A 24,107-nucleotide genomic window follows, 5' to 3' on the forward strand; every position below is an offset into this window, starting at 1 on the left:
GTTAGAACTGCAGGCCGGCTTCGCGCGCGGCGTCGGCCAGCGCCTTGACGCGGCCGTGGTAGGCAAAACCGGCGCGGTCGAACGCGACCTTCTCGACGCCGGCGGCCTTGGCCTTCTCGGCGATCAGCTTGCCCACCTGCTGCGCGGCGGCGGTGTTGCCGCCCTTGCCCGCGCCGCCGAGCTGCTTGCGCAGGTCGGCCTGGGCGGTGGACGCCGTGGCCAGCACCTTGCTGCCGTCCTCGGAGATCACCGTGGCGTAGATGTGCAGGTTGGTGCGGTTCACCGTCAGGCGTGCCACGCCCTGCTGGGCGATGCGTACGCGGGTCTGCCGGGCCCGGCGAAGACGCTGCTCTTTCTTGGTCAACATCATCTGGGCTCCTTACTTCTTCTTGGTCTCTTTGATCGTGATCTTCTCGTCCGCATAGCGGATGCCCTTGCCCTTGTAGGGCTCGGGCGGGCGGATCGCGCGGATCTCGGCGGCCACCTGGCCGACGCGCTGGCGGTCGGCGCCCTTGACCACGATCTCGGTGGGCGCCGGCGTCGCCACCGTGATGCCCGCCGGCATGTCCTTGTTGACCGGGTGCGAGAAGCCGACCGACAGGTTCAGCTTGGCGCCCTGGGCCTGGGCCTTGTAGCCCACGCCGACCAGCGACAGCTTCTTCTCGAACCCCTTGGTCACGCCCAGCACCATGTTGTTGACCAGCTGGCGCATGGTGCCGCTCATGGCGTTGGCCTCGCGCGACTCGTCCACCGGCGCGAAGCTCAGCTTGCCGCCTTCGCTGGTGACCTTGACCAGGCGGTTCTGGGCCAGCGACAGCGTGCCGCCGGTACCCTTGACGCTGATCTGGTCGTTCTTGATCTGCACGTCCACGCCCTGCGGGACGGCGACCGGCATCTTTCCTACTCGGGACATTTGTCTTTCCTTCCCTTTAGGCCACGTAGCACAGCACTTCGCCGCCGACCCCGGTGGCGCGGGCCTTGCGGTCGGTCATCACGCCCTTGGGGGTGGTGATGATGGCCACGCCCAGGCCGTTCTGCACCTGGGGGATCGCCTCGCGGCCCTTGTAGACGCGCAGGCCGGGGCGGCTGACGCGCTCGATGCGCTCGATCACCGGACGGCCGGCGTAGTACTTCAGCGCGATCTCGAGCTCGCTCTTGTTGCCGTCCTTCTTGACCTCGAAGCCGTCGATGTAGCCCTCGTCCTTCAGGACCTGGGCGATCGCGACCTTGATGTTGGACGCCGGCACGCTGACCGTGGCCTTGGCCACCATCTGCGCGTTGCGGATGCGGGTCAGCAGGTCGGCGATGGGATCACTCATGCTCATGTCTTGTCACTCCTCGCCGTGGCTTACCAGCTGGCCTTGATCACGCCCGGGATGTCGCCGGTGAAGGCCATCTCGCGGATCTTGTTGCGGGCCAGGCCGAACTGGCGGAACGTGCCACGCGGGCGGCCCGTGATCTCGCAGCGGTTGCGCTGGCGGGTCGGGTTGGCGTTGCGGGGCAGCTTCTGGAGCGCCAGGCGCGCGGCGGCACGCTCCTCGTCGCTCTTCTTGGCATCGCCGGCGATGGCCTTCAGTTCCGCGTGCTTCTTCGCGTACTGGGCGACCAGCTTGTCACGCTTGAGTTCGCGCTGGATCAAAGCAGTTTTTGCCACGATGTACCTTCAGTTCTTGAACGGGAAACGGAAGCCCGCGAGCAGCGCCTTGGCTTCCTCGTCGGTCTTGGCCGTGGTGGTGATGCTGATGTTCAGGCCGCGCAGGGCGTCGACCTTGTCGTACTCGATCTCGGGGAAGATGATCTGCTCCTTCACCCCGATGTTGTAGTTGCCGCGGCCGTCGAAGGCGCGGCCGGAGATGCCGCGGAAGTCGCGCACGCGCGGCAGCGCCACCGTGACGAAACGGTCGAGGAACTCGAACATCTTCTCGCCGCGCAGCGTGACCATGCAGCCGATGGCCTGGCCTTCGCGGATCTTGAAGCCGGCGATGGCCTTCTTGGCCTTGGTGACCACGGGCTTCTGGCCGGCGATCTTGGTCAGGTCGCCGACGGCGTTGTCCATCACCTTCTTGTCCGCCACCGCCTCGCTCACGCCCATGTTCAGCGTGATCTTGGTCAGGCGCGGCACCTGCATCGGCGACTTGTAGCCGAACTTGGCGGTCAGCTCGGGGACCACCTTCTCGCGATAGTGTTGTTGCAGTCGTGCCATGGTCATGCCACCTTGATTTCTTCGCCGCTGGACTTGAAGACGCGCACGCGCTTGTCGCCCTTCAGCTCGATGCCCACGCGGTCGGCCTTGCCGGTCGCGGGATTGAAGATGGCCACGTTGGACTGGTGGATCGGCATGGCCTTCTCCACGATGCCGCCGGTCGTGCCCTTCATGGGGTTGGGCTTGGTGTGCTTCTTCACCTGGTTGATGCCCTCGACCACCACGCGCTCGTCGTCCTTGCGCAGGATGACCTTGCCGCGCTTGCCCTTGTCACGGCCGGCGAGGACGATGACCTCGTCGCCTTTGCGAATCTTGTTCATGGCTTTGCCTCTTACAGGACCTCGGGGGCCAGCGACACGATCTTCATGAACTTCTCGGTGCGCAGCTCGCGCGTCACCGGGCCGAAGATGCGGGTGCCGATGGGCTCCAGCTTGTTGTTGAGCAGCACGGCGGCGTTGCCGTCGAACTTGACCAGGGAGCCGTCGCCGCGGCGGATGCCCTTGGCGGTGCGCACCACCACGGCGCTGTAGACCTCGCCCTTCTTGACGCGGCCACGCGGGGCGGCTTCCTTGATGCTCACCTTGATGATGTCGCCCACGCTGGCGTAGCGACGCTTGGAGCCACCGAGCACCTTGATGCAAAGCACGGACTTCGCGCCCGTGTTGTCGGCGACTTCGAGCCGGGATTCAGTCTGGATCATGTCAAATATTCCCAACTTGACCCCAGCGCTGTCCTTGCGGGCGGCGCGTGGGTCAGTCTTGGGCCCGCCGTCGCTGAAAGCGAACCGTTCGCAGCCAGCTTCGAATGGGCAGAAGTTTGCCTCGCCTCATGGCAAGGGCCCGCCAAAAAATGGCGAGCCCGCGATTGTGCCATATCGCGGCGGCTTGTCAAACCCCCGGGTTCGGCAGGCCCTGGTAGGCCTGGGCCACGCGCTCGAAGGCCTGCACCTGGGGGTCGGCCCCGGTCTCCTGCCGCAGCAGCTCGCCGACCGCCGGCGCCAGCGAGGCGGCCAGCCCGGCATCGAGGAACAGCAGCCGCTGGCGCCGCGCCAGCACGTCTTCCACGGTCCGCGCGTATTCACGGCGGGCGGCGAAGCGGACCATGGCCTCGCTCAGGCCGCCGCCCAGTTCATGACGGGCGCCGGGCAGCGCGGCCACCTCGTCGGCTTCGCTGCCGTACAGGTGCAGGCCCGGCGGCGCGCTCAGGGGGCGGCAGGCGGCCGGCGCCACGTCGGCCCCGACCAGGGGCAAGTCAGCCGTCACCCCGGCAACGGCCCGGTCCAGCAGCCGTTCGGCAAAGCAGCGTTCCAGCACGTCCTCGGCCATGGCGCGGTAGGTCGTCCACTTGCCCCCGGTCACGGTGACCAGGCCGGAGCGGCTGACCAGCACGGTGTGCTCGCGGCTCAGGCTCTTGGTGTCCTCGCCGTCGTCGCCCTGCGGCTTGACCAGGGGGCGCAGGCCCACCCAGATGCTGCGCACGTCCTCGCGCCGCGGCGCCCGGCGCAGATAGCGGCCGGCCTCGCCGAGGATGAAGTCCAGTTCGTGGCCGAACGGGGTCGGCTCGCGCGCCAGGTCGTCGCGCGGCGTGTCGGTGGTGCCCAGGATCAGCTTGCCCAGCCAGGGCACGCCGAACAGCACCCGGCCGTCCGCGGTCTTGGGCACCATCAGCGCGTGGTCGCCGGGCAGGAAGTCGCGGTCCACCACCAGGTGCACGCCCTGGCTGGGCGCCACCATGGGGCGCGCCGCCCGGCCGGTGGCCTCGCCGTCCTGGCGCCGCAGCTCGTCCACCCAGACACCCGCCGCATTGATCACGCAGCGGGCGGCCAGCGGGAACTCGCGGCCGCTCTCGCGGTCGCGGCAGCGCAGGCCGGCCACCTTGCCGTCCTCGTAGACCAGGCCGGCGGCTTCGCAGTAATTGACCAGCAGCGCGCCGCGGGCGGCCGCGGTGCGCGCCAGGGCCAGGGCCAGGCGCGCGTCGTCGAACTGGCCGTCCCAGTACTTCACGCCGCCCTTGAGGCCCTCGGGCCGCAGGGTGGGCAGCAGGCCCAGCGTCTCGCCGCGGCCCAGGAACTCGGTCGAGCCCAGGCCGGCCCGGCCGGCCAGCACGTCGTAGAGCTTGAGCCCGGCGCCGTAGAACGGCGTCTCCCACAGCCGGTAGGACGGCATGACGAAGGGCAGCGGCTGCGCCAGGTGCGGCGCGTTGCGCAGCAGCGTGCCGCGCTCGTGCAGGGCCTCGCGCACCAGCGAGACATTGCCCTGCGCCAGGTAGCGCACGCCGCCGTGCACCATCTTGGTGGCGCGCGAGGAGGTGCCGCTGGCGAAATCGTGCGACTCGATCAGCACCGCCGAGAAGCCCCGCGCGGCGGCATCCAGCGCCACCCCCAGCCCGGTGGCGCCGCCGCCGATGATGGCCAGGTCGTATTTCTTGGGCCGGGCCAGTTCGGCGAGCAGCTGCTGTCGTTGCATGGCCGCGATTCTCGCAGGCAGCGCCGGGGCGGGACGTAGACTCGCGCCATGGCTTCCTCTTCCCCCGATCCCGTTCCCGGCGGCCTTCCGGTGCTGGCCTTCATCGGCGGCGGCAACATGGCCAGCGCCGTCATCGGCGGCCTGCTGCGGCAGGGGTTGCCGGCCTCGCAGGTGGAGGTGGTCGAGCCCTTCGAGCCAGCGCGCGGGCGGCTGCGGCAGCAGTTCGGCATCCAGGCGCTGGAGGCCGCCGGCCCGGCGCTGGCGCGCGCCGGCCTGGTGGTCTGGGCGGTCAAGCCCCAGACCTTCCGCGATGCGGCGGCGCAGGCCCGGCCGCACCTGGGCGCGGCGCTGCACCTGAGCGTGGCGGCCGGCATCCGCACGGACAGCATGGGCGCCTGGCTGGGCAGCGAACGCATCGTGCGCGCCATGCCCAACACGCCGGCCCTGGTGGGCCAGGGCATGACCGGCCTGTTCGCCCGGCCGGGGGTGAGCGCAGCGGACCGCGCCCTGGTCGAGCGCGTCATCGCCACCACCGGCGAGTCGCTGTGGGTGGACGGGGAGCAGCAGCTGGACGCAGTGACCGCGCTGTCCGGCTCGGGCCCGGCCTACGTGTTCCTGTTCCTGGAGGCGATGGCGCAGGCCGGCGCGGAGATGGGCCTGCCGCGCGAGCAGGCGCTGCGGCTGGCGATAGGCACCTTCGCGGGCGCCTCCTCGCTGGCGCGCGACGCGCAGGAGCCGCCGGAGGTGCTGCGCGAGCGCGTCACGTCCAAGGGCGGGACGACCTACGCCGCCATCACCTCGCTGCAGCAGGACGGCGTGCCGGCGCAGTTCGTGAAGGCCCTGCACGCGGCCCGCCGGCGCGCGGCCGAACTGGGCGACGAGTTCGGCGCGGCCTGAAGGCTCAGCGCCAGCCGTGGCCGGCCACCACGCCGGCGAACACGGTGAAGCCCAGCCAGTGGTTGAGCCGGAAGGCCCGGAAGCAGCCCTCGCGGCTGCGCCGGCGGATCAGGAAGAAGTGCCACACGGCCTGCGCCGCGGCCAGTGCCGTGGCCACGAAGAACAGCGCGCCCAGCCCGCGCGGCGCGAGGGCCAGTGTCCAGATGGCGAGGTAGGCCGCGTAGCAGGCCATGACCACGGCGACGTCGGCCCGGCCCAGGGTGATGGCCGAGGTCTTCATGCCGATGCGCAGGTCGTCGTCGCGGTCGACCATGGCGTACTCGGTGTCGTAGGCCAGCACCCAGAACAGGTTGCCGGCCAGCAGCACCCAGGCGATGGGCGGCACGCGCGACTGCACCGCCGCGAAGGCCATCGGGATGCCGAAGCTGAAGGCGACGCCCAGCACCGCCTGCGGCATGGACACGTGGCGCTTGGCAAAGGGATAGGCGAGGGTGATGGCCAGCGCGGCGAACGACCAGGCCACGGTGGCCGCGTTGGTGGTGAGCACCAGGCCGAAGGCGGCAAGCGCCAGCACCGCGCCCACCGCCAGGGCCTCCTTCACCGACACCTTGCCCGCCGTCACCGGCCGCTGTGCCGTGCGCTTGACGTGACGGTCAAAGTCGCGGTCGGCGACGTCGTTGACGCAGCAGCCGGCGCTGCGCATGAGGATGGTGCCCAGCACGAACACCGCCAGCAGGTGCCAGCCGGGGAAGCCCTGCGCCGCCACCCACAGGGCCGACAGCGTGGGCCACAGCAGCAGCAGCCAGCCGGCCGGCCGATCCCAACGAATCAGATCCAGATAAAGGGCGGCTTTCGAGCCGCCGTCACCGTCAGCCTTCAAGCAGCGAGCGCAGCATCCAGGCCGTCTGCTCGTGCACCGCCAGGCGCTGCGTCAGCAGGTCGGCCGTGGGCTCGTCGCTGGCCTTGTCGGCCACCGGGAACAGTCCGCGCGCCGTGCGGGCCACGGCCTCGTGGCCCTTGACCAGGATGCGCACCATCTCCATCGCCTGGGGCGGCTGCACCGGCACGTCGGGCAGCGAGGTGAGGCGGCCGAACTCGGCATAGGAACCGGGCGCATGGGCGCCCAGCGAGCGGATGCGCTCGGCGATCGGGTCCACGGCGTTCCACAGCTCGGTGTACTGCGCCATGAACATGTCGTGCAGCGAGGTGAACATCGGGCCGGTGACGTTCCAGTGGAAGTTGTGCGTGGTCAGGTACAGGGTGTAGGTGTCGGCCAGCAGGCGCGACAGGCCCTCGGCGATGGAGGCGCGGTCCTGCTCGCTGATGCCGATGTTGATGGCGGGTGCGCTCATCCTTGTGCTCCTTGAAAGTCGTGGTCGATCCGACACTGTAAGGCGCTGCCGGAAACCCGGGCAACAGAGGGCGTCAATCGGCCCCATAGGCGCGCACGGTCGCGCAGCGCGCCGGCGGCGACGGATCAGGACAGTCGCTTGACGCCCGGCAGCTCGCAGGCGTAGATGGCGTTGCGCAGCGCGGCGATCGCCTCGTAGCGGGTGAAACTGCGGCGCCAGGCCAGCACCACCCGGCGCATCGGCGGGTCGCCGTCGAACGGGATGTAGCGCACGAACGCCTGGTCCTCCTTGCGCCGCTTGGGCCGGGGCTCCAGCGCCTCCTTGGGCACCGACAGCCGCGGCACCAGGGTCACGCCCATGCCGGCGGCCACCATGTGCTTGATGGTTTCCAGCGAGGAGCCCTCGAAGCTCTTGCGGATGCCCTCGGCGTCGCTGGAGAAGCGGGCGAACTCCGGGCACACCTCCAGCACGTGGTCGCGGAAGCAGTGGCCGGTGCCCAGCAGCAGCATGGTCTCGCTCTTGAGCTCCTGCGAGGTGATGGCGGCGCGCGAGGCGAACGGATGGGTGGCCGGCACCGCCGTTAGGAAGGGCTCGTCGTACAGCGGCGCCAGCGCCAGGCCGGTGTCGGGGAAGGGCTCGGCCATGATGGCGCAGTCGATCTCGCCGGTGCGCAGCATCTCCAGCAGCCGCGCGGTGAAGTTCTCCTGCAGCATCAGCGGCATCTGCGGCGTGCGGGCGATGGCCTGGCGCACCAGGTCGGGCAGCAGGTAGGGGCCGATGGTGTAGATCACGCCCAGCTTGAGCGGGCCGGCCAGCGGGTCCTTGCCGCGCTTGGCGATCTCCTTGATGCTGGCCGCCTGCTCCAGCACGCTCTGCGCCTGCCGCACGATCTCCTCGCCCAGCGGCGTCACCGTCACCTCGTTGGCGCTGCGCTCGAACAGCTTGACCTCCAGCTCGTCCTCCAGCTTCTTGATCGCCACGGACAGCGTGGGCTGGGAGACGAAGCAGGCCTCGGCCGCCTTGCCGAAGTGCTTTTCCCGGGCGACGGCGACGATGTATTTGAGCTCGGTGAGGGTCATGGTCGTCCGGAATTGTCGCGCAACGCTAGGCCTTGAGGTAATCCTGCCGCCCGCCCAGCCAGCGGGCGACGTGCTTGCGCGCCAGCTCCGCATGGCGGTCCAGCATCACCGGCGCCAGCTCGCGCACCCGCTCGAGCAAGGCCGCGTCCGCCACCAGGTCGGCGAACCGCAGCAGCGGCGCGCCCGACTGGCGCGCGCCCAGGAACTCGCCCGGGCCGCGGATCTCCAGGTCGCGCCGCGCGATCTCGAAGCCGTCGGCCGTCTCCACCATGGCCTTGAGCCGCGAGCGCGCCGTCTCGCCCAGCCGGCCGTTGTCGCCGGGCGAGTACAGCAGCACGCAGGCCGAAGCCGCGGCGCCGCGGCCCACGCGCCCGCGCAGCTGGTGCAGCTGCGACAGGCCGAATCGCTCGGCATGCTCGATCACCATCAGCGAGGCATTGGGCACGTCCACGCCGACCTCGATCACCGTGGTGGACACCAGCACCGCCATCTGCCCGCCCTCGAACAGCGCCATCACGGCCTTCTTCTCCGGCGACGGCATGCGCGAGTGCAGCAGGCCCACCAGCACGCCCGGCAGGGCCTGGGACAGGGCCTGGTGCGTCGCCGTGGCATTGGTCAGGTCCAGCGCCTCGCTCTCCTCGATCAGCGGGCAGACCCAGTACACCTGCCGTCCCTGCGCGAGCTGGGCGCGGATGCGCTCGACCACCTCGTCGCGCCGGCTGTCCGAGATCAGCTTGGTGACCACCGGCGTGCGGCCCGGCGGCAACTGGTCGATGGTGGAGACGTCCAGGTCGGCGTAGTAGCTCATGGCCAGGGTGCGCGGGATGGGCGTGGCCGACATCATGAGCAGATGCGGCTCATGCCCTGCCTCGGCCATCTTGCTGCGCAAGGCCAGCCTCTGCGCCACGCCGAAGCGGTGCTGCTCGTCGATGATGGCCAGCGCCAGCCGCTGGAACTGCACCTGCTCCTGGATCACCGCGTGCGTGCCCACCACCAGCGCTGCTTCGCCGCTGGCGACCTGGGCCAGCATCTGCGCGCGCTCCTTCTTCCTTTGGCTGCCGGTCAGCCACGCCACGCGCAGGCCGCGCGGCGCCAGCAGCGGCTCCAGCCAGCCGATCAGCTTGCGGAAGTGCTGCTCGGCCAGGATCTCGGTGGGCGCCATCAGGGCGCACTGCCAGCCGGCGTCGATGGCGACGGCGGCGGCCAGCGCCGCCACCACGGTCTTGCCCGAGCCGACGTCGCCCTGCAGCAGGCGGTGCATGGGCACGGCGCGCCCCAGGTCGGCGGCGATCTCCTCCACCACGCGGCGCTGCGCCGCGGTGAGCGCGAACGGCAGCGCGGCCAGCAGCTGCTCGTGCAGCCCGCCACGGCGCGCGGCCAGCGCCGGCGCGCGCAACGCGTCGCGTTCGCGCTTGGCCTCGATCTGCGACAGCTGCTGCGCCAGCAGTTCCTCGGCCTTCAGCCGCTGCCAGGCCGGGTGGCTGCGATCTTCCAGCGTGGCCAGCGCGGTATCCGGCCCGGGCTGGTGCAGGAAACGCAGTGTGCGCCCCAGGTCCCATTCGGGCTGCAGGCCCAGCGGGCCCAGGGCCGGCGGCGGCAGCGTGTCCGACAGGTCCGCGCGCCCCAGCGCGGCCAGGATGGCCTTGCGCAGGTAGCTCTGGGGCAGGCCCGCCGCAGTGGGATAGACCGGCGTCAGCGCCTGCGGCAGCTCGCCCGCCGCCGACCGGCACACCGGATGCACCATCTGCCAGCCGAGCAGGCCGCCCTTGAGCTCGCCGCGCGCGCGGATGCGCGCGCCCACGGCCAGCGCCTTCTGCTGCGAGGGGTAGAAGCTGAAGAAGCGCAGCACGCAGGCATCGCTGCCGTCGTCCACTGTCACCACCAGCTGGCGGCGCGGACGGAAGGCGATGTGGTTGTCGGTGACCACGGCCTCGATCTGCACCGTCTGGCCCTCGCGCGCGTCGGCCAGCCGCGTGATGCGCGTCTCGTCCTCGTAGCGCAGGGGCAGGTGCAGGGCCAGGTCGATGTCGCGCTTCAGGCCCAGCTTGAGCAACGCTTTCTGGGGCTCGGTCAAGGCGGGGCCGCTGGGCATGGGCGAGAATTCTGCCTCCTGCAAGCATGCGCACCTTCACCCTCGCCGATTTCGACTTCGCCCTGCCCCCCGAGCTGATCGCCCAGCACCCGGCGGCCGAACGCAGCGCCTCGCGCCTGCTCGACGGCACCGGCGCCGAGCCGGCCGACCGCGTCTTCCGCGACCTGCCCGCGCTGCTCGCGCCGGGCGACCTGCTGGTGTTCAACGACACGCGGGTGGTCAAGGCGCGCCTGTTCGGCGAGAAACCCACCGGCGGCAGGCTGGAGCTGCTGGTCGAGCGGGTGCTGCAGGACCACGAGGTGGCGGCCCACATGAAAACCGGCAAGAAACCGCCGGTGGGCACGCAGCTGACCATGGACGGCGGCTTCAGTGCCACCCTGCTGGGCCGCTGGCCGGACGAGGACGGCACGCTGTTCCGCCTGCGCTTGTCCGGCGAGCCGCATGCGCTGATGGAGCGGCATGGCCACGTGCCGCTGCCGCCGTACATCACGCACGGGGATACGGCCGAGGACGAGCGGCGCTACCAGACCGTGTTCGCCGCCCGGCCCGGCGCCGTCGCGGCGCCCACCGCCGCCCTGCACTTCGACCAGGCCCTGCTCGCCGCGCTGGAGGCGCGCGGCATCGAGCGCGCCAGCCTCACCTTGCACGTGGGCGCAGGCACCTTCCAGCCGGTGAAGACCGAGAACCTCGCCGAGCACCGGATGCACAGCGAGTGGTACGAGGTGCCCGCGTCCACGCAGCAGGCGGTCCAGGCCACGCGCCGGCGCGGCGGCCGCATCGTGGCGGTGGGCACCACCACCGTGCGCACCCTGGAATCCTGGGCGCTCACCGGCCAGGCCAGCGGCGACACCCGCATCTTCATCACGCCCGGCTTCGGCTTCCGCCTGGTCGACCTGCTGGTCACCAATTTCCACCTGCCCAAGTCGACGCTGATGATGCTGGTCAGCGCCTTCGCCGGCCATGCCCAGGTGATGGACCTGTACCGCCACGCCATCGCCCGGCGCTACCGCTTCTTCAGCTACGGCGACGCCATGCTGCTGGCCCGGCGCGGGTCCGGCGCGCCGCCCGCCTGAGCGGCCTCAGGCCGCCCGCGCCACCCGGCCCTGCACCCCGGCGGCGATGCCCGCGATCTTCTGCAGCACGGCCGCCGCGTCCTCGCGCGTGGCCAGCTGGGCGATGTGCACCTCGCGCACGGCGCCGCGGGCGCGCACCTGCGCCGGGTAGCCGGCCCGGCGCAGGCGCTGCGCCAGGGCCGTGGCGCCCGCAGCATCGCGCGCCTCGCCGGCCACCACGCGCCAGCGGCCGCCCGCCACCGCGATGCCGCGCCCGGGCTGCGGCTCGGTCGAGCGCAGGAAGCGCGCCAGCTCGTCCGGCGTGGCGTTGCCCACCGGCTGCACCGGCCGCTCGAAGAAGCGGGCCCAGAAGGCCGTCGGCTTGTCCAGCACCAGCGCGCCCTGGTCGCGCGTGGCCAGCTCGATGCGGCCTTCGAACAGGCAGGCGGCGTCGTGCACCGCGTCGGTCATGCTCCAGAAGTCGGTGCCCCGGATGCCGATGGTGGCGGTGCGCAGCGTGACGTCGATCTCGCGCCGGCCCACGGCCTTGGCCACGGCCGAGGTGGTGAAGCGGAAGAAGCCCTCGGTCAGCTTCAGCTGCGAGCGCACCACGGTCTGGTCCTGCTCCTGCGCCACCGACAGCTGGGGCACGGCCAGGCGCGACTTCTCGCCCAGGCGCACCAGGCTGCCTTCGGGCAGGCGCATCACCAGCGCCGCATTGGCGCCGGTCTCCACCTCCTGGGCGGTGCTGACGGTATCGCCCGGGGCCAGCGGGCGGCGCTGGCCGTCCGCCTCTATCCAGGCGGGCATCTGCACGGCCTCGACCTGCAGGGTGCGCGCGGGGGCGGTGGCGGCAACGGCGGCCTCAGCGCCGGAAGCGGCCGCGGCCAAGCCGGCGGCCGACAGGCTGCCTTGCAGCAGCAGTCTGCGTTTCATGGAACTCTCCTCCAGGTGGCCGGGACGGCCGGGCGTGACTCCCTGGGCTTTGTTACGCAGCCAGCCTGCGGGTGGATGCGGGCAGCGGCCCGATCAAGCGACATGGCTGCGCGCGTTGGCCATCCGCAACGAAAACAGCTTGTATTCCAGCCGCTGCAGCCCGGCCGGCCAGGACCGCGGCGTGCCGGCACGCTGCTCGATCACCGCGCTGGCGGTATAGACGCGATCGGCCACGGGCAGGCGCAGCTGGCTGCACAGGCGCTCCAGCCGTGCCTTGACCTCGGCACCGGAGCCGGCCAGCATGAGCAACGCCCGGCCCCGGCCCCAGGACATCAGCGACTCCCCGGGCCCGACCGCGGCTTCCAGTGCCTGGGTCAGGCCGCGTTGCACCGCCACCAGCTCGTCCACGTGGGCATGGCGGTCCAGCTCCTGCCATTGATCGATCTCCAGCAGCGCCATCCAGCCGCCCGGCCCCATGGCGCCTTCCACCCCCTGCTGCCGGGACAGGGCGAACGCGCCGGCATCCAGCAGCGGCGCCCGCGAGCGGTCCAGGTGGGCCAGGGCCCGCACCAGCACCCGCAGCAGGCGCCCCACCTCGTCCTGGCCGGCGCCCGAGGCTTCGAACAGGCGGCCCTCGGTCATGAAGCGCTGCAGGCCGTCGGCGGCCCGGCGCAGCGGCTCGAACAGGCGCCACAGCGAGGCCAGCACCAGCACCGTGGCCACCAGCGTGAGCGCCAGGGCCGCGGTGAACACACCCCAGGGCGTGAGCGCGTCGGGGAACAGGACGATCAGGGCGATCAGCCCCAGCAGGGGGATGTGCGTGCTCAGAAAGGCCATCACGAAACTCTTGACGGCGACCGAGTCGTACCAGCGCGACTTCAAGCTCATCCGCCGATCCTATCGGCCTATGGGCCCGCCAACTCATCCGAGTTGCTTCTTCGAGACAATCGGCCCATGCTCCATTTCGAATTGCTGGCGACCGAGGGCCTGGCCCGGCGCGGCCGCCTGACCCTCCGCCACGGGGTGGTCGAGACCCCCATCTTCATGCCCGTGGGCACCTATGGCACCGTCAAGGGCGTGACGCCGCGCTCGCTGGAGGAGATGGGCGCGCAGATCATCCTGGGCAACACCTTCCACCTGTGGATGCGCCCGGGCCTGGACGTGCTGGCGCAGTTCGGCGGGCTGCACCGCTTCGAGCGCTGGGACCGCCCCATCCTCACCGACTCGGGCGGCTTCCAGGTCTGGAGCCTGGGCGAGATGCGCAAGATCAGCGAGGAAGGGGTGCGCTTCGCCTCGCCCGTCAACGGCGACAAGCTGTTCCTCACGCCCGAGACCTCCATGCAGATCCAGGCGGCGCTGAACAGCGACATCGTGATGCAGTTCGACGAGTGCACGCCCTACGAGACCAAGGGGCACGTCACGACCGAAGCCGAGGCCCGCTTCTCGATGGAGCTGTCGCGCCGCTGGGCGGTGCGCTGCAAGGCGGAGTTCGCGCGGCTGGAGAACCCCAACGCCTTGTTCGGCATCGTGCAGGGCGGCATGTTCGAGCACCTGCGCGAGGAGTCGCTGGCCGCGCTGGTCGAGATGGATTTTCCCGGTTACGCGGTGGGCGGGGTCAGCGTGGGCGAGCCCAAGGAGGACATGCTGCGCATCATGGCGCACACGCCCCGGCTGCTGCCGGCGGACAAGCCGCGCTACCTGATGGGCGTGGGCACGCCGGAGGACCTGGTGGCCGGCGTCGCGCAGGGGGTGGACCTGTTCGACTGCGTCATGCCCACGCGCAACGCGCGCAACGGCCATCTGTTCACCCGATTCGGCGACCTGAAGATCCGCAATGCCAGGCACCGCGGCGACGAGCGCCCGCTGGACGAGAGCTGCACCTGCTATGCCTGCCGGGGCCACACCCGGCCCGACGGCAGCGTCTCGGGCGGCTTCTCGCGCGCCTACCTGCACCACCTGGAGCGCTGCGGCGAGATGCTGGCGCCCATGCTGGCGTCCATCCACAACCTGCACTACTACCTGAACCTGATGCGCGAGGTGCGCGAGGCGCTGGACGCGGGCCGCTTCGCCGACTTCGCGCGGCAGTTCCGGCAGGACCGCGCGCGCGGCGTCTGATGCCCTCCGCGCGGACGCCACTCAGACCAGCAGCGCCACCGCGAAGATGCCCACCATCACGAAGGCCAGCACCACCTTGGCCAGCATGCCCAGCATGATGCCGACCCAGGTGGCCACGCCCACCTTCATGGCGCGCACCTGGTCGCGCCGCGCGACGAATTCGCCGATGGCCGCGCCCACCAGCGGCATGAAGAACACGCCGACCAGCCCCATGAAGATGCCGGCCACCGTGCCCACCGCCGCGCCGATCACCGCCTGGCGGCTGGCCCCCGCGCGGCGCGCGCCCAGCAGGCCGGCCACGTAGTCCAGCGCCCAGGCCAGCACGGCCAGCACCGACACCGCGGCCACCGCCCACCCGCCCACGCGGGTGAAATCGTCGATCCATGCGCCCAGGACGATGCCCATCAGCACGAACAAGGTGCCCGGCAGCGCCGGCAGCACCGTGCCCGCGATGCCCAGCGCGATCAGCGCAATGCTCAGCAGCCACCACAGGGAATCGACCATCTCAGCCTTTCAGCGCACCGCGCCACTTGTTTGTTAACCGATGGAAAAAGCGCCCCACTTCCAGCCAAGGCCGCGCAGGGTCTGTCGCAGAATTTGCGCGTGTCCATTTTCCACCTGCTGTCGGCGGCCCTGGTGGGCGTGCTGGTCGCGTGCGAAGCCACCGCGGCAGCGCCGGTGCGCGGCCGCGCCACCGGCCTGTGCCCCAGCGGTGAAGCGCGGTTCTGGCGCGACCAGGCGCTGACGGTGCGGCTGGCCGGCCAGCTGCAGATGCACCAGCCGCTGCGGCGCGAGCGCATCGAGGTCCAGGTGCGCGGCGGCGTGGTGCTGCTGTCCGGCAGCGTGTCGTCGCCGCGGCAGCAAAGGGCGGCGGCGCAATTGGCAGCGCGGGTCGAGGGCGTGCGCTGCGTGCAGAACTTCATGCGGGTCGGCCCGCCGCGTTCGCGCTGAGGCGGGGCGCGCCTCAGGCCGGGGCCGCGGCCGCCGCCCCGCAGGCGTGGCAGAAGCGGGAGAACGCGTTCTTGCGCGTGCGGCAGCGGCCGCAGGCGTCGTGCAGGCCGATGCCGCAATGCGGGCAGAAGTCGATCGCCGGGTTCTTCAGGTCCACCGGGCGCTCGCAGCCGGGGCAGACCGACTTGGCCAGCCGCGTCAGCGCCGTGTCGTAGCTCATCTCCTCCCGGCGCTGCGCATCGGGCAGCTGCTCGGCCAGCTTCTGCCGCTCCAGGTAGCGGTTGAGGGCGACGATGGCCCAGCGCCCCACCAGCACGGTGATCACGATACCGACGATGTAGCGCACGTAGCCGCCGTAGCTGGGCAGGTAGGGCACCAGCTCCACGAAGAAGGCGAACAGCGCGAACAGGATGAAGCCCCAGACGAAGGGCCACCAGCTGCCGCGCCGGTGCTGCGCGAACAGCCAGCCGGCCGCCGCCAGCAGCGGCAGCGTCAGCGCCAGGCGGTACAGGAACACGCGCAGCTCCTGCCGGCGCCGCTCGGCGGCCAGCCGCTGCTGGCCCTGGCGCTCCATCTCGGCCAGCGCCTGCCGGCTGCGCTGCTGCGCCTGCCGCGCGTCCAGCGCCGCCTGCTCCTGGCGCTCCACCTCACCGGCGGCCTGGCGCTCGGCCTGCTGCAACCCGTCCAGCGCGCGGGTGCGCGCCAGCACCTGCGGATCCTGCTCGGCGCGCTGCGTGGCGTTGCGCGTGGCCAGCCAGTTGGCCAAGGTCTCGCGCGTGCTGCGGGTGTCGGCCTGGGCCACCTGCAGCTTCAGCCGCGCCTGCTCCAGGGCCGCCTGCGCCTCCTGCGCGGCCTGGCCCGACTGGCGGATGCCGGCGCGCAGCCGCTCGGCCTCGGCGCGGTCCAGGAAGTCGTCCAGGACCAGCGTCCGCTCCACCCTGGGCAGGTCGCCCACCACCGTGCCGCCCAGCCCGGTCAGGAAACCGGCGAACACCAGCGCCACCAGCCACAGGCCGCGGCGGAACCACTTCTCGGACAGGCGCAATGCCTTGCTCATGATCGCTCCTCCTTGCCGATTCAGGCCGCGAGCAGGGCCGCCACCCGTGCCTGCAGCGCCTCGGGCTGCGCCTGCGCCGCCGGCACCGGCGCGCCCACGTTCAGCCCCACGCGGTTGAAGATCCCGCGCCGGAACGGCCGCACCATCGCGCCGCCCTGCTCGATGCGGCTGAAGAACGAGCCCCACAGGTTCGTCAGCGCCATGGGCACCACCGTCGCCTGCACGCCGTCCTGCGCGGCGCGCTCCAGGATCTTCACGATCCCGCCCTTGAAGGGCTGCAGCCGGCCGTCGCGGGTGATGGCGCCTTCCGGGAAGATGGCCAGCAGGTCGCCCTCGCGCAGCACCTGCGCCGCGCGCTCGAACGCGGCCTCGTACACCGCCGGGTCGTCCTTCTGCGGCGCGACCGGGATGGCGCGGGCCAGCCGGAACAGCGCGCCCAGCACCGGGATGCGGAAGATGCGGTGGTCCATCACGAAGTGGATCGGCCGCGGGCTGGCGGCCATCAGCAGCACCGCGTCGACGAAGCTCACGTGGTTGCACACCAGCACCGCCGCGCCCTGCACCGGGATGTGCTCGTCGCCGCGGACCCTGAAGCGGTACACCAGCCGCGAGGCTACCCAGGCGACGAAGCGCAGCAGGTACTCGGGCACCAGCAGGAAGATGTAGAGTGCCACCAGCGCGTTGGCGATGCCCAGCGCCAGGAACACCTGCGGGATGCCGAGACCCGCCTTGAGCAGCGCCCCGGCGATCACCGAACTGGCGATCATGAACAGCGCGTTCAGGATGTTGTTGGCCGCGATGATGCGCGCACGGTGCGTGGGCTGGGCGCGCAGCTGGATCAGCGCGTACATGGGCACGCTGTACAGCCCGGCGAACAGCGACAGCAGCGCCAGGTCGGCCATCACGCGCCAGTGCGCCGGCGCGGCGACGAAGGCGCCCAGGCCCAGCGGCGCGGCCGCTGGCAGGCCGCGCGAGGCGAAGAACAGGTCGATGGCGAACACGCTCATGCCGAACGCGCCCAGCGGCACCAGGCCGATTTCCACGTGCCGGCGCGACAGCGCCTCGCACAGCAGCGAGCCGGTACCTATGCCGATGGAGAACACCACCAGCAGCAGCGAGGCCACCTGCTCGTTGCCGTGCAGCACCTCGCGGGCGAAGCTGGGGAACTGGCTGAGGAACACCGCGCCGAAGAACCACATCCAGCTGATGCCCAGCAGGGAGCGGAACACCACCACGTCGCGCCGGGCCAGCTTCAGGTTGCGCCAGGTCTCGCTGAACGCGTTCCAGTTCACTCGCAGCCCCGGGTCGGTGGCCGGCGACGCCGGGATGGCCTGGGCCACCAGGCGCCCCGCCACCGCCAGCGCGATGCAGGCGATGCCCACCCACTGCGCGCCCGCCTGGGGGATGGCGACGACCAGGCCGCCGGCCACGTTGCCCAGCAGGATGGCCACGAAGGTGCCCATCTCCACCATGCCGTTGCCGCCGGTGAGCTCGCGCTCGCCCAGGTGCTGCGGCAGGTAGGCGAACTTCACCGGGCCGAACAGCGTGGAGTGCAGGCCCATGAGGAAGGTGCAGGCCAGCAGCACCGGGACATGGGCGCGGAAGAAGCCCCAGGCGGCCAGCACCATGATGGCGACCTCCAGCCACTTCACCAGCAGGATCAGGCGGCGCTTGTCGAGCTTGTCGGCCAGCTGCCCGCTGGTGGCCGAGAACAGCAGGAAGGGCAGGATAAACAGCGCGCCGATCACCAGCCCCGCCATCGCCGGCGGCAGCCAGGCCACCTGCAGCTGGTAGGTCACCATCACGGTGAAGGCGAACTTGAACAGGTTGTCGTTGGCCGCGCCGCAGAACTGGGTCCAGAAGAAGGGCGCGAAACGCCGCTGCCTCAGCAGCGCGAACTGGTTGGGGTGCTCATGCGCGCCGGCGTCGGGCGTGCGGCCGGCTTCCGCGATCACGGAATTCATGTTTCTTCTCCTCCTCGGCGCGTGGGCGCGATGGTCGCCGCATTCTGCCGGGTGCCCAGGGCGACCACCACCGGCACCGCGGCCGCGGCGGCCACCAGGTGCTTGAGACTGTGGCCCGACAGCCACTGGCCCGTGGCCTGGAACACCGCGTGGTCGCCCGCTTCCAGCAGCTTGGCCAGGCCGTAGATTGCGATCACCGCGAACCAGCAACCGGCAAGGCGCCGCCGCGCGGCAGGAGGGCCAGGCCGGCCAGCAGCAGCAGGCCGCCGAACTGCAGCACCGCCCAGGGCAGCACGTTGCCGGTGGCGGCCCAGGCGTGCACGGCCAGCGGCCCCAGCCCCAGGATGCCCAGGCCCAGCGCGGCGGCGGCGCGGCCGCTCACGCGGGCACCGGCCAGTCCGAGCAGGCCGGCGAACGCCACGGCCATGGCCTGCCGGTCCACCGCCAGGCCGGCATCGTCGGGCGCCAGGTGGTACCAGGCCGAGCCCGCGGCCGTGAGCAGCAGCCCGGCGAAGAACAGGGCGCCCATGGCCCGCTCCATGTTGTCCAGCGCGCGCGGCGGCAGCCGCCACAGCTGTACCAGACCGGACAGGCCGGCCAGCGCGAAAGGCAGGTTGCTCAGCACGTCCAGCGCGCAGGGGATGCCCCACAGCGTGCGCCCGTCGGCGAAGTGGTGGTGGCCGGCGGGCTGGGCGACCGCCGGGCCGAGCAGCGCCAGCAGCAGCAGCGCCGTGCAGGCGGCCAGCAGGGCTGCCTCGCGCCCGAAGGGCCGGTCCTGGAAATGGAAAGAGGGGCTCACGCGTTCCTTTCTGTCTCGCCGCTCGGGCGTGTGAAGAACGCGCGCAGTCTGCGCAAGGCGTGGCAGGCGGTCTCGTTTTGCGGGTACATTGCTGCCGCATCGGCCCGCAAGTATCACCAGGCGATACCCCCCATGAGCACCACCGCCGACCTGGTCATCGCGCTGAAGAAGGAACTCAAGGCGGCGCAGATGACGTACGCCGACCTGGCGCGCGCCCTGGGCATGGCCGAGTCCAGCGTCAAGCGCATGCTGGCGCAGGGCGAGATGCCGCTGTCGCGGGTGGACGCGATCTGCCGCGCGCTGAAGCTGGATTTCGCCGAGCTGGCCCGGCGCGTGGCCGACGCCCAGCCGCTGCTCAGGGAGCTGACCCAGGAGCAGGAGCGCGCCGTGGTGGCCGACAAGAAGCTGCTGCTGTGCGCCATCTGCGTGCTGAGCCAGTGGACGCTGGAGCAGATCACCGGCAGCTACCGCATCTCCGAACCCGAGGGCATCCGCTACTTCGCGCAGCTGGACCGCCTCGGCATCATCGAGCTGCGCCCGCTCAACCGCTACCGGCTCAAGCTGGCCAAGACCTTCCGCTGGCGGCCGCACGGGCCGGTGATGCACTACTTCCGCGACAACGCATTGCTGGACTACTTCGCCGGCGGCTTCGACAGGCCGGGCGAGGGCGTGCTGCTGGTGCACGGCTCGATCAGCCGGGCGCTGGCGCCCTCGTTCCTGGAACGCATGCAGCGGGTGGCGCAGGATTCGCGCAGCAGCACCAGACCGACCAGAAGCTGGCCGAGCAGGGCCGCGAGGGCTACACGCTGCTGCTGGCGATGCGCAGCTGGGAATTCCAGGCCTTCACCGCGCTGCGCCGCTGAAGCGGTGCGCTCAGAGCGCGCCGAACACCGTGTTGGGCACCAGGTCGACCAGCGTGTCCAGCTCGGACGGCGCCTGCACCAGCACGATGGCGAACAGCTGCTCGGACGGGTCCACGAAGAACATCGTGCCGCCGATGCCGCTCCAGCCGTAGGTGCCGGGCGAGCCGGCACGCGCGGCCAGGCCGACGCCGCGGCGCACCGCGACGCCGAGGCCGAACCCGTGGCCGGCCGGCAGCACGCTGCCGGCGACGGGAATGGCGCCCAGGTGGTCGGCCGTCATCCAGGCGATGGTCTTGCGCCCGGCCAGGCGCACGCCGTCCAGCGTGCCGCCGGCCAGCAGCAGCGACAGGAAGCGCGCGTAGTCGGCCGCCGTGGACACCAGCCCGCCGCCGCCGGACTCGAAGGGCACGGGCTGGCGCACGTCGTTCAGCCGCAGCGCCAGCGCGTCGCCGGCCCGCGGCGCGAACGGCTCGGCGATGCGGCCGTGGTCCGCCTCGGGGACGCAGAAGCCGGTGTCGCGCAGGCCCAGCGGCCCGAAGACGGCCTCGCGCAGCAGCTCGCCCAGCGGGCGCCCGGCCACCTGCTCCAGCAGCGCGCCCAGCACGTCGGTCGCGCGGCTGTATTCCCAGGCCGTGCCCGGCTGGTGCGCCAGCGGCAGCGGGCCCAGGGCCTGCGCCAGCTGCGCGTTGCTGAGGCCGCGCGAGCCTATGCGCGCGCCCTGGTAGGCCTCCTGCAGCGCACCCGGCTCCCAGCCGTAGGACAGGCCGGCGGTGTGGCGCAGCAGGTCGTGCACGGTCGCTTCGCGCGCCACCGGCGCCAGCCGGCCGTCGGCGCCCAGCACGCGCTGGCCGGCAAAGGCGGGCAGCCAGCGCGAGACCGGCTCGCCCAGCAGCAGCCGGCCCTGTTCCACCAGCATCAGCGCGGCCAGCGAGACCACCGGCTTGGTCATGGAGTAGATGCGGAAGATGCTGTCGCAGGCCATGGGCGGCGCCCCGGACCCCGGCCCCTGCCGGCCCAGCGCCTCGCACAGCGCGGTCCGGCCGCGGTGCTGCACCCAGGCCACGGCACCCGGCATCCGCCCGGCGTCTATGCGCGCCTGCAGCGCGGTACGCAGGGCGTCGAAGGTCGCGGCAGCTTCCATGGGTTTCAGCTGAACACCGTGAGCACGCCGGTGTAGCCGTACAGGTGGTGCCGGGCGATCTCGCCGCCGGCGAAGAAGCCCACCAGCGGCACGTCGCCCAGCGCCCGGCGCACGATCTGCAGCTCGGCGCTGGGCCCGCCGAAGTGCGGGCCGCCGCGGCCGGCGCAGCTGACGTAGACCGCGCCGGCGATGCGCCGGGCCGGGTGCGGCGCCGCCCGCGGGTCGGGCGCCGCCAGGGCCGAAGCCACCGGCAGGCTCATCTCCTCGGGCTCGAGCTCCTCGCGGATCTCGGCGCAGATGCGCACCAGGTCGGCGCGCGCCGCCTGCGCATCGCGCCGGCAGAACGCCATGCGCATGCCGGGCTCGACCTTGTCGGCGATGGCGACGCCGCGCCGGCCCGGGTCCAGGCCGATGATGTGCCGCACCACCACGTCGGCGCCGAAGCTGCCGGTGCGCGCCACGGCGTCGGCCCCCGGCGCGGTCAGGCCCACCAGGGTGGCGCGCAGCGTGGCCATCGCCGCCTGCGGCTCGTCCAGCGTGATGCCCAGGTCGGCCAGCAGCACGTCCAGCGCCGGCTCGCCGTCCAGGGTGAGGATGACGTTGGCTTGGGCCTGGGTGACCTCGCGCTGCGGCGCCACCGGCTGGCAGCCCTGGGTGACGCGCGAGACCAGGGCCACGCCCTCGCCGAAGGCCACGCCCGACAGGCCGCCGGTGAACACGCCGCTGGCCGCGCCGTGCCCCTTGATGTTGCCGTTGCCGCCGACGGCGAACTGCACCGTGGGCCCGCGGCTGGACGCCAGCCCGCCGAACAGGTAGCCGGTGGCGGTGCGGGCGGCCATCTCGCCTATCAGTTCGGCGACGTCGGGCGTGCCGGCATCGGCGTGCACCAGCGCCGTGTGCGGCTCGAAGCCCATGCCGTCGCCCACGCCCAGCGGCGCCACGCCGGAGAACACGCGGTACCGGTCGGCCGGCACGCCGCACAGCATCACCGCCAGCGCCGGCTCGTCGAAGTACTCCACGTTGCTGGAGGCGATGCCCACGCCCACGGTGCCGGACCAGTCCGTGACCTCGGGCAGCTCGGCCGCCAGGTGGTCCAGGATGTCCTTGGCGTGCGCCGCGTAGTGGTCGGTGATGTAGAGCAGGCCCAGCGTCGGCGCGGGCGTGTACTCGGGCAGCGCCATCTGGGCGCGCAGCTGCGCCAGCACCAGGCCGGCGGCCATGGGCCATTGCGGGTGCGTGGCATGGCCGAAGGGGAACAGCTTCACGGCGACGCTCCCTGCGCTCAGCGCGCCGCCGTCTTGCGTGCCGGCTTCTTTTTGGCCGGCGCCTTGGCGGGCGCATCCGCGGGAGCGGCCCCGCCTCCTTCGCCCGCGGTCTTGGCCGCCGCCGGGTCCACGCCGGCGGCCGGGCTGCGCGCGGCGAAGTCGGCGCCCTTTTGCGCCGCGTCCTGCATGGCGTTGGCCGCGATCTGCTGGAACTGCTGCGTCAGCGCGCCCCACCATTGCAGCGGGTCGATGGCGCCGGCGGGCTTGCCGCCGGACGCCTCGCCCGTGTCGGTCGCCGGCTGGGCCCGGCCGGTGCCCAGGGCGTCGGCTGCCTTGAGCTTGAGCGCGTTGGCCACCTCGCCCATGCTGACGTTCATGCCCTGCAGCGTGGCCAGGGTCATCTTCTGCACCTCCAGCGCCTGGATGGTGGCCGACAGGGCCTTGGTGTTCTGGTCCAGCCAGAAATGCACGGCCCGCAGCTCCTGCAGCCGCTTGTCCAGCTCCTCCACGTTCAGGGTGGGCGCGACCCAGCTGGACAGGTTGGGCATCTGGGGCATGGAGGAGCCGGCGCCCTTGGCCAGGTTCTGCAGGAAGTCGAAGCCGGGCACCAGTTTGCCGAAGCCGAAGGCGTTGTTCGAGTCGCTCATCGCACGCTCCACAGAGTTCGAAAGGAGCTTATCAGGCGCGGGGCCGGCGCAGGGCTCAGCACCTGCCCGACACGCTTCCGGCAATCCAGAGGCTTGCCTTCCGACACCCGTCCGAGGCCACGCAGGTGGCCCTGGAGCCGCGGGTCTCAGTGCTTGTGCTTGTGAGATTCAGGCTCCAGCAGGCGCATGCCGCCGGCGGGCGATGGCGCGCGGGCGCTGACCGGCACCTGCAGGTCCAGCTTGCGCTCGGCGCCCTTGGCGTCGCGGAACACCAGGCTGATGGGCACGGTGGTGCCCTGCTGCAGCGGCGCCTTCAGGTCCAGCAGCATCAGGTGGTAGCCGCCCGGCCTGAGCTCGACCGGCCGGCCCGCCGGCAATTCCAGCGCCGGGATGGCACGCATGCGCATCACGTCGCCCTCCAGCTTCATCTCGTGCACCTCGGTCACGCCGGCGGCGGGCGAACTGGCGCCCACCAGCGTGAGCGGTTCGCGGGCGGTCAGGCGCATGAAGGCGCCGCTGCCGCGCTGGCCCTGCACGCTGGTGCGGGCCCAGGCGCCGTCGACCTGGACGATGTCGCCGGCGGCGGAGGCGGCGCCCGCGGCGAGGGCGAAGGAGAGGCCGAGAAGCATGTGTCGGATGGTCATGGGGGCTCCAGTGTCAGTGCTTGTGCGCGCCCGCGCCGGCGGCGGGCAGGATGTCCAGCATCACGGCGGGGGACTTCAGCGCCGAGGCCGGCTGGCCGGGCCGCGGCACCTCGACCCAGTCGTGGCGGCCTTCCTGGCAGACCTGGCGCACCGGCCACCAGATCGCGCCGGCCTGCTGCGGCATGCGCGCGGCCAGCACGAACTCGTCGAAGTGGTCGGCAGACAGCATGTCCTGGGGGCCATTGGCCGTCCAGGTCACACGCACCACATCGTCGGTCACCGCGCGGCCATGGTAGGTCTCGGGCTGGGCCAGCTTGTCACGCACGATCTCCAGCGTCCAGCCCGGCTTGGGCATGGGTCGGGCGCCGCGCACGCCGGCAGGGATCTCGACCGTGACCTGGCGGGTTGGCGAGCTGCCGCAGCCGTGCGTGATCCTGAAGCTGGCCTTGTAGTGGCTGCCGGCAGTGGCGGCCTGCCATTCCAGCGCCACGTGGGCGGATGCGGGCAGGGCCGTCAAGAAGGCAGCCGCCAGCAGCGCGGCCGCAACAAGATTGGGGCGAAAGGGATTCGTCATCGGGGCTCCTG

General features: G+C 71.7%; 28 protein-coding genes and 1 pseudogene. 5 read left to right on the plus strand and 24 right to left on the minus strand.

Features of this window, described 5'->3' with window-relative positions; all coding sequences use genetic code 11:
• Nucleotide 1 precedes the first annotated feature (1 nt).
• From rplR to RTA_RS18545, 8 genes are all read right to left on the minus strand, one after another.
• Nucleotides 2–367 (minus strand): 50S ribosomal protein L18, encoded by a 366-nt coding sequence (rplR, locus tag RTA_RS18510; protein ID WP_041676592.1) that lies wholly within the window; start codon nucleotides 365–367, stop codon nucleotides 2–4.
• A 12-nt stretch (nucleotides 368–379) separates the two neighbouring features.
• The gene (gene rplF / locus RTA_RS18515) at nucleotides 380–913 is read right to left on the minus strand and encodes a 50S ribosomal protein L6 (protein ID WP_041675751.1); all 534 of its coding nucleotides are present in this window, start codon (nucleotides 911–913) and stop codon (nucleotides 380–382) included.
• A 16-nt stretch (nucleotides 914–929) separates the two neighbouring features.
• Entirely contained in the window at nucleotides 930–1,325 is a 396-nt protein-coding gene (rpsH, locus tag RTA_RS18520) for a 30S ribosomal protein S8 (protein WP_013902960.1), read from the minus strand.
• Between the two features lie 23 nt (nucleotides 1,326–1,348).
• Nucleotides 1,349–1,654, minus strand: coding sequence for a 30S ribosomal protein S14 (rpsN, locus tag RTA_RS18525; protein ID WP_013902961.1), 306 nt, complete (start codon nucleotides 1,652–1,654; stop codon nucleotides 1,349–1,351).
• A 9-nt stretch (nucleotides 1,655–1,663) separates the two neighbouring features.
• Complete coding sequence (gene rplE / locus RTA_RS18530) at nucleotides 1,664–2,203, minus strand: 50S ribosomal protein L5 (RefSeq protein WP_013902962.1); 540 nt, start codon at nucleotides 2,201–2,203, stop codon at nucleotides 1,664–1,666.
• A 2-nt stretch (nucleotides 2,204–2,205) separates the two neighbouring features.
• Entirely contained in the window at nucleotides 2,206–2,523 is a 318-nt protein-coding gene (rplX, locus tag RTA_RS18535; RefSeq protein WP_013902963.1) for a 50S ribosomal protein L24, read from the minus strand.
• A gap of 11 nt (nucleotides 2,524–2,534) precedes the next feature.
• On the minus strand, nucleotides 2,535–2,903 hold the full coding sequence (gene rplN / locus RTA_RS18540; protein WP_013902964.1) for a 50S ribosomal protein L14: 369 nt from the start codon (nucleotides 2,901–2,903) through the stop codon (nucleotides 2,535–2,537).
• 187 nt (nucleotides 2,904–3,090) lie between these two features.
• A complete protein-coding gene (locus RTA_RS18545; protein ID WP_013902965.1) occupies nucleotides 3,091–4,668 on the minus strand; it encodes a glycerol-3-phosphate dehydrogenase/oxidase in 1,578 nt (525 codons plus the stop codon).
• A gap of 48 nt (nucleotides 4,669–4,716) precedes the next feature.
• On the opposite strand from RTA_RS18545, the gene proC reads away from it, so the two are divergent.
• Nucleotides 4,717–5,565, plus strand: coding sequence for a pyrroline-5-carboxylate reductase (proC, locus tag RTA_RS18550; RefSeq protein ID WP_041675752.1), 849 nt, complete (start codon nucleotides 4,717–4,719; stop codon nucleotides 5,563–5,565).
• 4 nt (nucleotides 5,566–5,569) lie between these two features.
• Here proC and ubiA read toward each other — a convergent pair whose 3' ends face one another.
• From ubiA to recG, 4 genes are all read right to left on the minus strand, one after another.
• Entirely contained in the window at nucleotides 5,570–6,445 is an 876-nt protein-coding gene (gene ubiA, locus RTA_RS18555) for a 4-hydroxybenzoate octaprenyltransferase (protein WP_013902967.1), read from the minus strand.
• Nucleotides 6,435–6,917 (minus strand): Dps family protein, encoded by a 483-nt coding sequence (locus tag RTA_RS18560; RefSeq protein ID WP_013902968.1) that lies wholly within the window; start codon nucleotides 6,915–6,917, stop codon nucleotides 6,435–6,437. The genes ubiA and RTA_RS18560 overlap by 11 nt, the downstream gene beginning before the upstream one ends.
• 125 nt (nucleotides 6,918–7,042) lie before the next feature.
• Entirely contained in the window at nucleotides 7,043–7,996 is a 954-nt protein-coding gene (locus tag RTA_RS18565) for a LysR substrate-binding domain-containing protein (RefSeq protein ID WP_013902969.1), read from the minus strand.
• 25 nt (nucleotides 7,997–8,021) lie between these two features.
• Nucleotides 8,022–10,088, minus strand: coding sequence for an ATP-dependent DNA helicase RecG (recG, locus tag RTA_RS18570; RefSeq protein WP_041676593.1), 2,067 nt, complete (start codon nucleotides 10,086–10,088; stop codon nucleotides 8,022–8,024).
• Nucleotides 10,089–10,114: 26 nt separating this feature from the next.
• On the opposite strand from recG, the gene queA reads away from it, so the two are divergent.
• A complete protein-coding gene (queA, locus tag RTA_RS18575) occupies nucleotides 10,115–11,161 on the plus strand; it encodes a tRNA preQ1(34) S-adenosylmethionine ribosyltransferase-isomerase QueA (RefSeq protein ID WP_013902971.1) in 1,047 nt (348 codons plus the stop codon).
• 6 nt (nucleotides 11,162–11,167) lie between these two features.
• Here the strand turns inward: queA and RTA_RS18580 are convergent, their stop codons facing one another.
• Together RTA_RS18580 and RTA_RS19960 are read right to left on the minus strand one after the other, a co-directional pair.
• Nucleotides 11,168–12,076 carry a FecR domain-containing protein gene (locus RTA_RS18580; protein WP_013902972.1) on the minus strand — a complete coding sequence of 303 codons (909 nt, stop codon included), beginning with the start codon at nucleotides 12,074–12,076 and terminating at the stop codon, nucleotides 11,168–11,170.
• A gap of 93 nt (nucleotides 12,077–12,169) precedes the next feature.
• Entirely contained in the window at nucleotides 12,170–12,964 is a 795-nt protein-coding gene (locus RTA_RS19960; protein WP_013902973.1) for a hypothetical protein, read from the minus strand.
• A 66-nt stretch (nucleotides 12,965–13,030) separates the two neighbouring features.
• Here RTA_RS19960 and tgt point away from each other — a divergent pair, with 66 nt between their 5' ends.
• The gene (tgt, locus tag RTA_RS18590) at nucleotides 13,031–14,191 is read left to right on the plus strand and encodes a tRNA guanosine(34) transglycosylase Tgt (RefSeq protein WP_013902974.1); all 1,161 of its coding nucleotides are present in this window, start codon (nucleotides 13,031–13,033) and stop codon (nucleotides 14,189–14,191) included.
• 21 nt (nucleotides 14,192–14,212) lie between these two features.
• Here tgt and RTA_RS18595 read toward each other — a convergent pair whose 3' ends face one another.
• Nucleotides 14,213–14,695, minus strand: coding sequence for a DUF456 domain-containing protein (locus RTA_RS18595; protein ID WP_013902975.1), 483 nt, complete (start codon nucleotides 14,693–14,695; stop codon nucleotides 14,213–14,215).
• 99 nt (nucleotides 14,696–14,794) lie between these two features.
• On the opposite strand from RTA_RS18595, the gene RTA_RS18600 reads away from it, so the two are divergent.
• Complete coding sequence (locus tag RTA_RS18600; protein ID WP_041675755.1) at nucleotides 14,795–15,142, plus strand: BON domain-containing protein; 348 nt, start codon at nucleotides 14,795–14,797, stop codon at nucleotides 15,140–15,142.
• Nucleotides 15,143–15,155: 13 nt separating this feature from the next.
• On the opposite strand, the gene RTA_RS18605 is transcribed toward RTA_RS18600, so the two are convergent.
• From RTA_RS18605 to RTA_RS18615, 4 genes are read right to left on the minus strand one after another with little or no spacing between them, the layout of a single operon-like run.
• On the minus strand, nucleotides 15,156–16,199 hold the full coding sequence (locus RTA_RS18605; protein WP_013902977.1) for a zinc ribbon domain-containing protein: 1,044 nt from the start codon (nucleotides 16,197–16,199) through the stop codon (nucleotides 15,156–15,158).
• A 20-nt stretch (nucleotides 16,200–16,219) separates the two neighbouring features.
• Nucleotides 16,220–18,163 (minus strand): MFS transporter, encoded by a 1,944-nt coding sequence (locus RTA_RS18610; RefSeq protein ID WP_013902978.1) that lies wholly within the window; start codon nucleotides 18,161–18,163, stop codon nucleotides 16,220–16,222.
• Nucleotides 18,160–18,360 (minus strand): hypothetical protein, encoded by a 201-nt coding sequence (locus RTA_RS21325; protein ID WP_013902979.1) that lies wholly within the window; start codon nucleotides 18,358–18,360, stop codon nucleotides 18,160–18,162. Before RTA_RS21325 ends, RTA_RS18610 begins: the two co-directional genes overlap by 4 nt.
• The gene (locus RTA_RS18615) at nucleotides 18,357–18,962 is read right to left on the minus strand and encodes a hypothetical protein (protein WP_013902980.1); all 606 of its coding nucleotides are present in this window, start codon (nucleotides 18,960–18,962) and stop codon (nucleotides 18,357–18,359) included. The genes RTA_RS21325 and RTA_RS18615 overlap by 4 nt, the downstream gene beginning before the upstream one ends.
• 132 nt (nucleotides 18,963–19,094) lie before the next feature.
• Between RTA_RS18615 and RTA_RS20475 the strand changes: the two are divergent.
• A pseudogene (locus RTA_RS20475) lies at nucleotides 19,095–19,825 on the plus strand (helix-turn-helix domain-containing protein).
• Between the two features lie 10 nt (nucleotides 19,826–19,835).
• Here the strand turns inward: RTA_RS20475 and RTA_RS18625 are convergent.
• From RTA_RS18625 to RTA_RS18645, 5 genes are all read right to left on the minus strand, one after another.
• Nucleotides 19,836–20,966: a serine hydrolase domain-containing protein gene (locus tag RTA_RS18625; RefSeq protein WP_013902981.1), complete on the minus strand. Its 1,131-nt coding sequence runs from the start codon at nucleotides 20,964–20,966 to the stop codon at nucleotides 19,836–19,838.
• 5 nt (nucleotides 20,967–20,971) lie between these two features.
• Nucleotides 20,972–22,231 (minus strand): FIST signal transduction protein, encoded by a 1,260-nt coding sequence (locus RTA_RS18630; RefSeq protein WP_013902982.1) that lies wholly within the window; start codon nucleotides 22,229–22,231, stop codon nucleotides 20,972–20,974.
• Between the two features lie 17 nt (nucleotides 22,232–22,248).
• Nucleotides 22,249–22,878 carry a PhaM family polyhydroxyalkanoate granule multifunctional regulatory protein gene (locus RTA_RS18635; protein ID WP_013902983.1) on the minus strand — a complete coding sequence of 210 codons (630 nt, stop codon included), beginning with the start codon at nucleotides 22,876–22,878 and terminating at the stop codon, nucleotides 22,249–22,251.
• A 146-nt stretch (nucleotides 22,879–23,024) separates the two neighbouring features.
• A complete protein-coding gene (locus RTA_RS18640) occupies nucleotides 23,025–23,522 on the minus strand; it encodes a copper chaperone PCu(A)C (protein ID WP_013902984.1) in 498 nt (165 codons plus the stop codon).
• Nucleotides 23,523–23,535: 13 nt separating this feature from the next.
• A complete protein-coding gene (locus tag RTA_RS18645; RefSeq protein ID WP_013902985.1) occupies nucleotides 23,536–24,096 on the minus strand; it encodes a YcnI family copper-binding membrane protein in 561 nt (186 codons plus the stop codon).
• Nucleotides 24,097–24,107 lie beyond the last annotated feature (11 nt).

This window comes from Ramlibacter tataouinensis TTB310 (genome assembly GCF_000215705.1).
Lineage (GTDB): Bacteria > Pseudomonadota > Gammaproteobacteria > Burkholderiales > Burkholderiaceae_C > Ramlibacter > Ramlibacter tataouinensis.

Bases quoted from the DNA above. Each gene is read 5' to 3' on its own strand.
- rplR (WP_041676592.1), bottom strand. From the start codon at position 367: ATGTTGACCAAGAAAGAGCAGCGTCTTCGCCGGGCCCGGCAGACCCGC.
- rplF (WP_041675751.1), bottom strand. From the start codon at position 913: ATGTCCCGAGTAGGAAAGATGCCGGTCGCCGTCCCGCAGGGCGTGGAC.
- rpsH (WP_013902960.1), bottom strand. From the start codon at position 1,325: ATGAGCATGAGTGATCCCATCGCCGACCTGCTGACCCGCATCCGCAAC.
- rplE (WP_013902962.1), bottom strand. From the start codon at position 2,203: ATGGCACGACTGCAACAACACTATCGCGAGAAGGTGGTCCCCGAGCTG.
- rplX (WP_013902963.1), bottom strand. From the start codon at position 2,523: ATGAACAAGATTCGCAAAGGCGACGAGGTCATCGTCCTCGCCGGCCGT.
- rplN (WP_013902964.1), bottom strand. From the start codon at position 2,903: ATGATCCAGACTGAATCCCGGCTCGAAGTCGCCGACAACACGGGCGCG.
- RTA_RS18545 (WP_013902965.1), bottom strand. From the start codon at position 4,668: ATGCAACGACAGCAGCTGCTCGCCGAACTGGCCCGGCCCAAGAAATAC.
- proC (WP_041675752.1), top strand. From the start codon at position 4,717: ATGGCTTCCTCTTCCCCCGATCCCGTTCCCGGCGGCCTTCCGGTGCTG.
- RTA_RS18560 (WP_013902968.1), bottom strand. From the start codon at position 6,917: ATGAGCGCACCCGCCATCAACATCGGCATCAGCGAGCAGGACCGCGCC.
- RTA_RS18565 (WP_013902969.1), bottom strand. From the start codon at position 7,996: ATGACCCTCACCGAGCTCAAATACATCGTCGCCGTCGCCCGGGAAAAG.
- recG (WP_041676593.1), bottom strand. From the start codon at position 10,088: ATGCCCAGCGGCCCCGCCTTGACCGAGCCCCAGAAAGCGTTGCTCAAG.
- queA (WP_013902971.1), top strand. From the start codon at position 10,115: ATGCGCACCTTCACCCTCGCCGATTTCGACTTCGCCCTGCCCCCCGAG.
- RTA_RS18580 (WP_013902972.1), bottom strand. From the start codon at position 12,076: ATGAAACGCAGACTGCTGCTGCAAGGCAGCCTGTCGGCCGCCGGCTTG.
- RTA_RS19960 (WP_013902973.1), bottom strand. From the start codon at position 12,964: ATGAGCTTGAAGTCGCGCTGGTACGACTCGGTCGCCGTCAAGAGTTTC.
- tgt (WP_013902974.1), top strand. From the start codon at position 13,031: ATGCTCCATTTCGAATTGCTGGCGACCGAGGGCCTGGCCCGGCGCGGC.
- RTA_RS18595 (WP_013902975.1), bottom strand. From the start codon at position 14,695: ATGGTCGATTCCCTGTGGTGGCTGCTGAGCATTGCGCTGATCGCGCTG.
- RTA_RS18605 (WP_013902977.1), bottom strand. From the start codon at position 16,199: ATGAGCAAGGCATTGCGCCTGTCCGAGAAGTGGTTCCGCCGCGGCCTG.
- RTA_RS18610 (WP_013902978.1), bottom strand. From the start codon at position 18,163: ATGAATTCCGTGATCGCGGAAGCCGGCCGCACGCCCGACGCCGGCGCG.
- RTA_RS18625 (WP_013902981.1), bottom strand. From the start codon at position 20,966: ATGGAAGCTGCCGCGACCTTCGACGCCCTGCGTACCGCGCTGCAGGCG.
- RTA_RS18635 (WP_013902983.1), bottom strand. From the start codon at position 22,878: ATGAGCGACTCGAACAACGCCTTCGGCTTCGGCAAACTGGTGCCCGGC.
- RTA_RS18640 (WP_013902984.1), bottom strand. From the start codon at position 23,522: ATGACCATCCGACACATGCTTCTCGGCCTCTCCTTCGCCCTCGCCGCG.
- RTA_RS18645 (WP_013902985.1), bottom strand. From the start codon at position 24,096: ATGACGAATCCCTTTCGCCCCAATCTTGTTGCGGCCGCGCTGCTGGCG.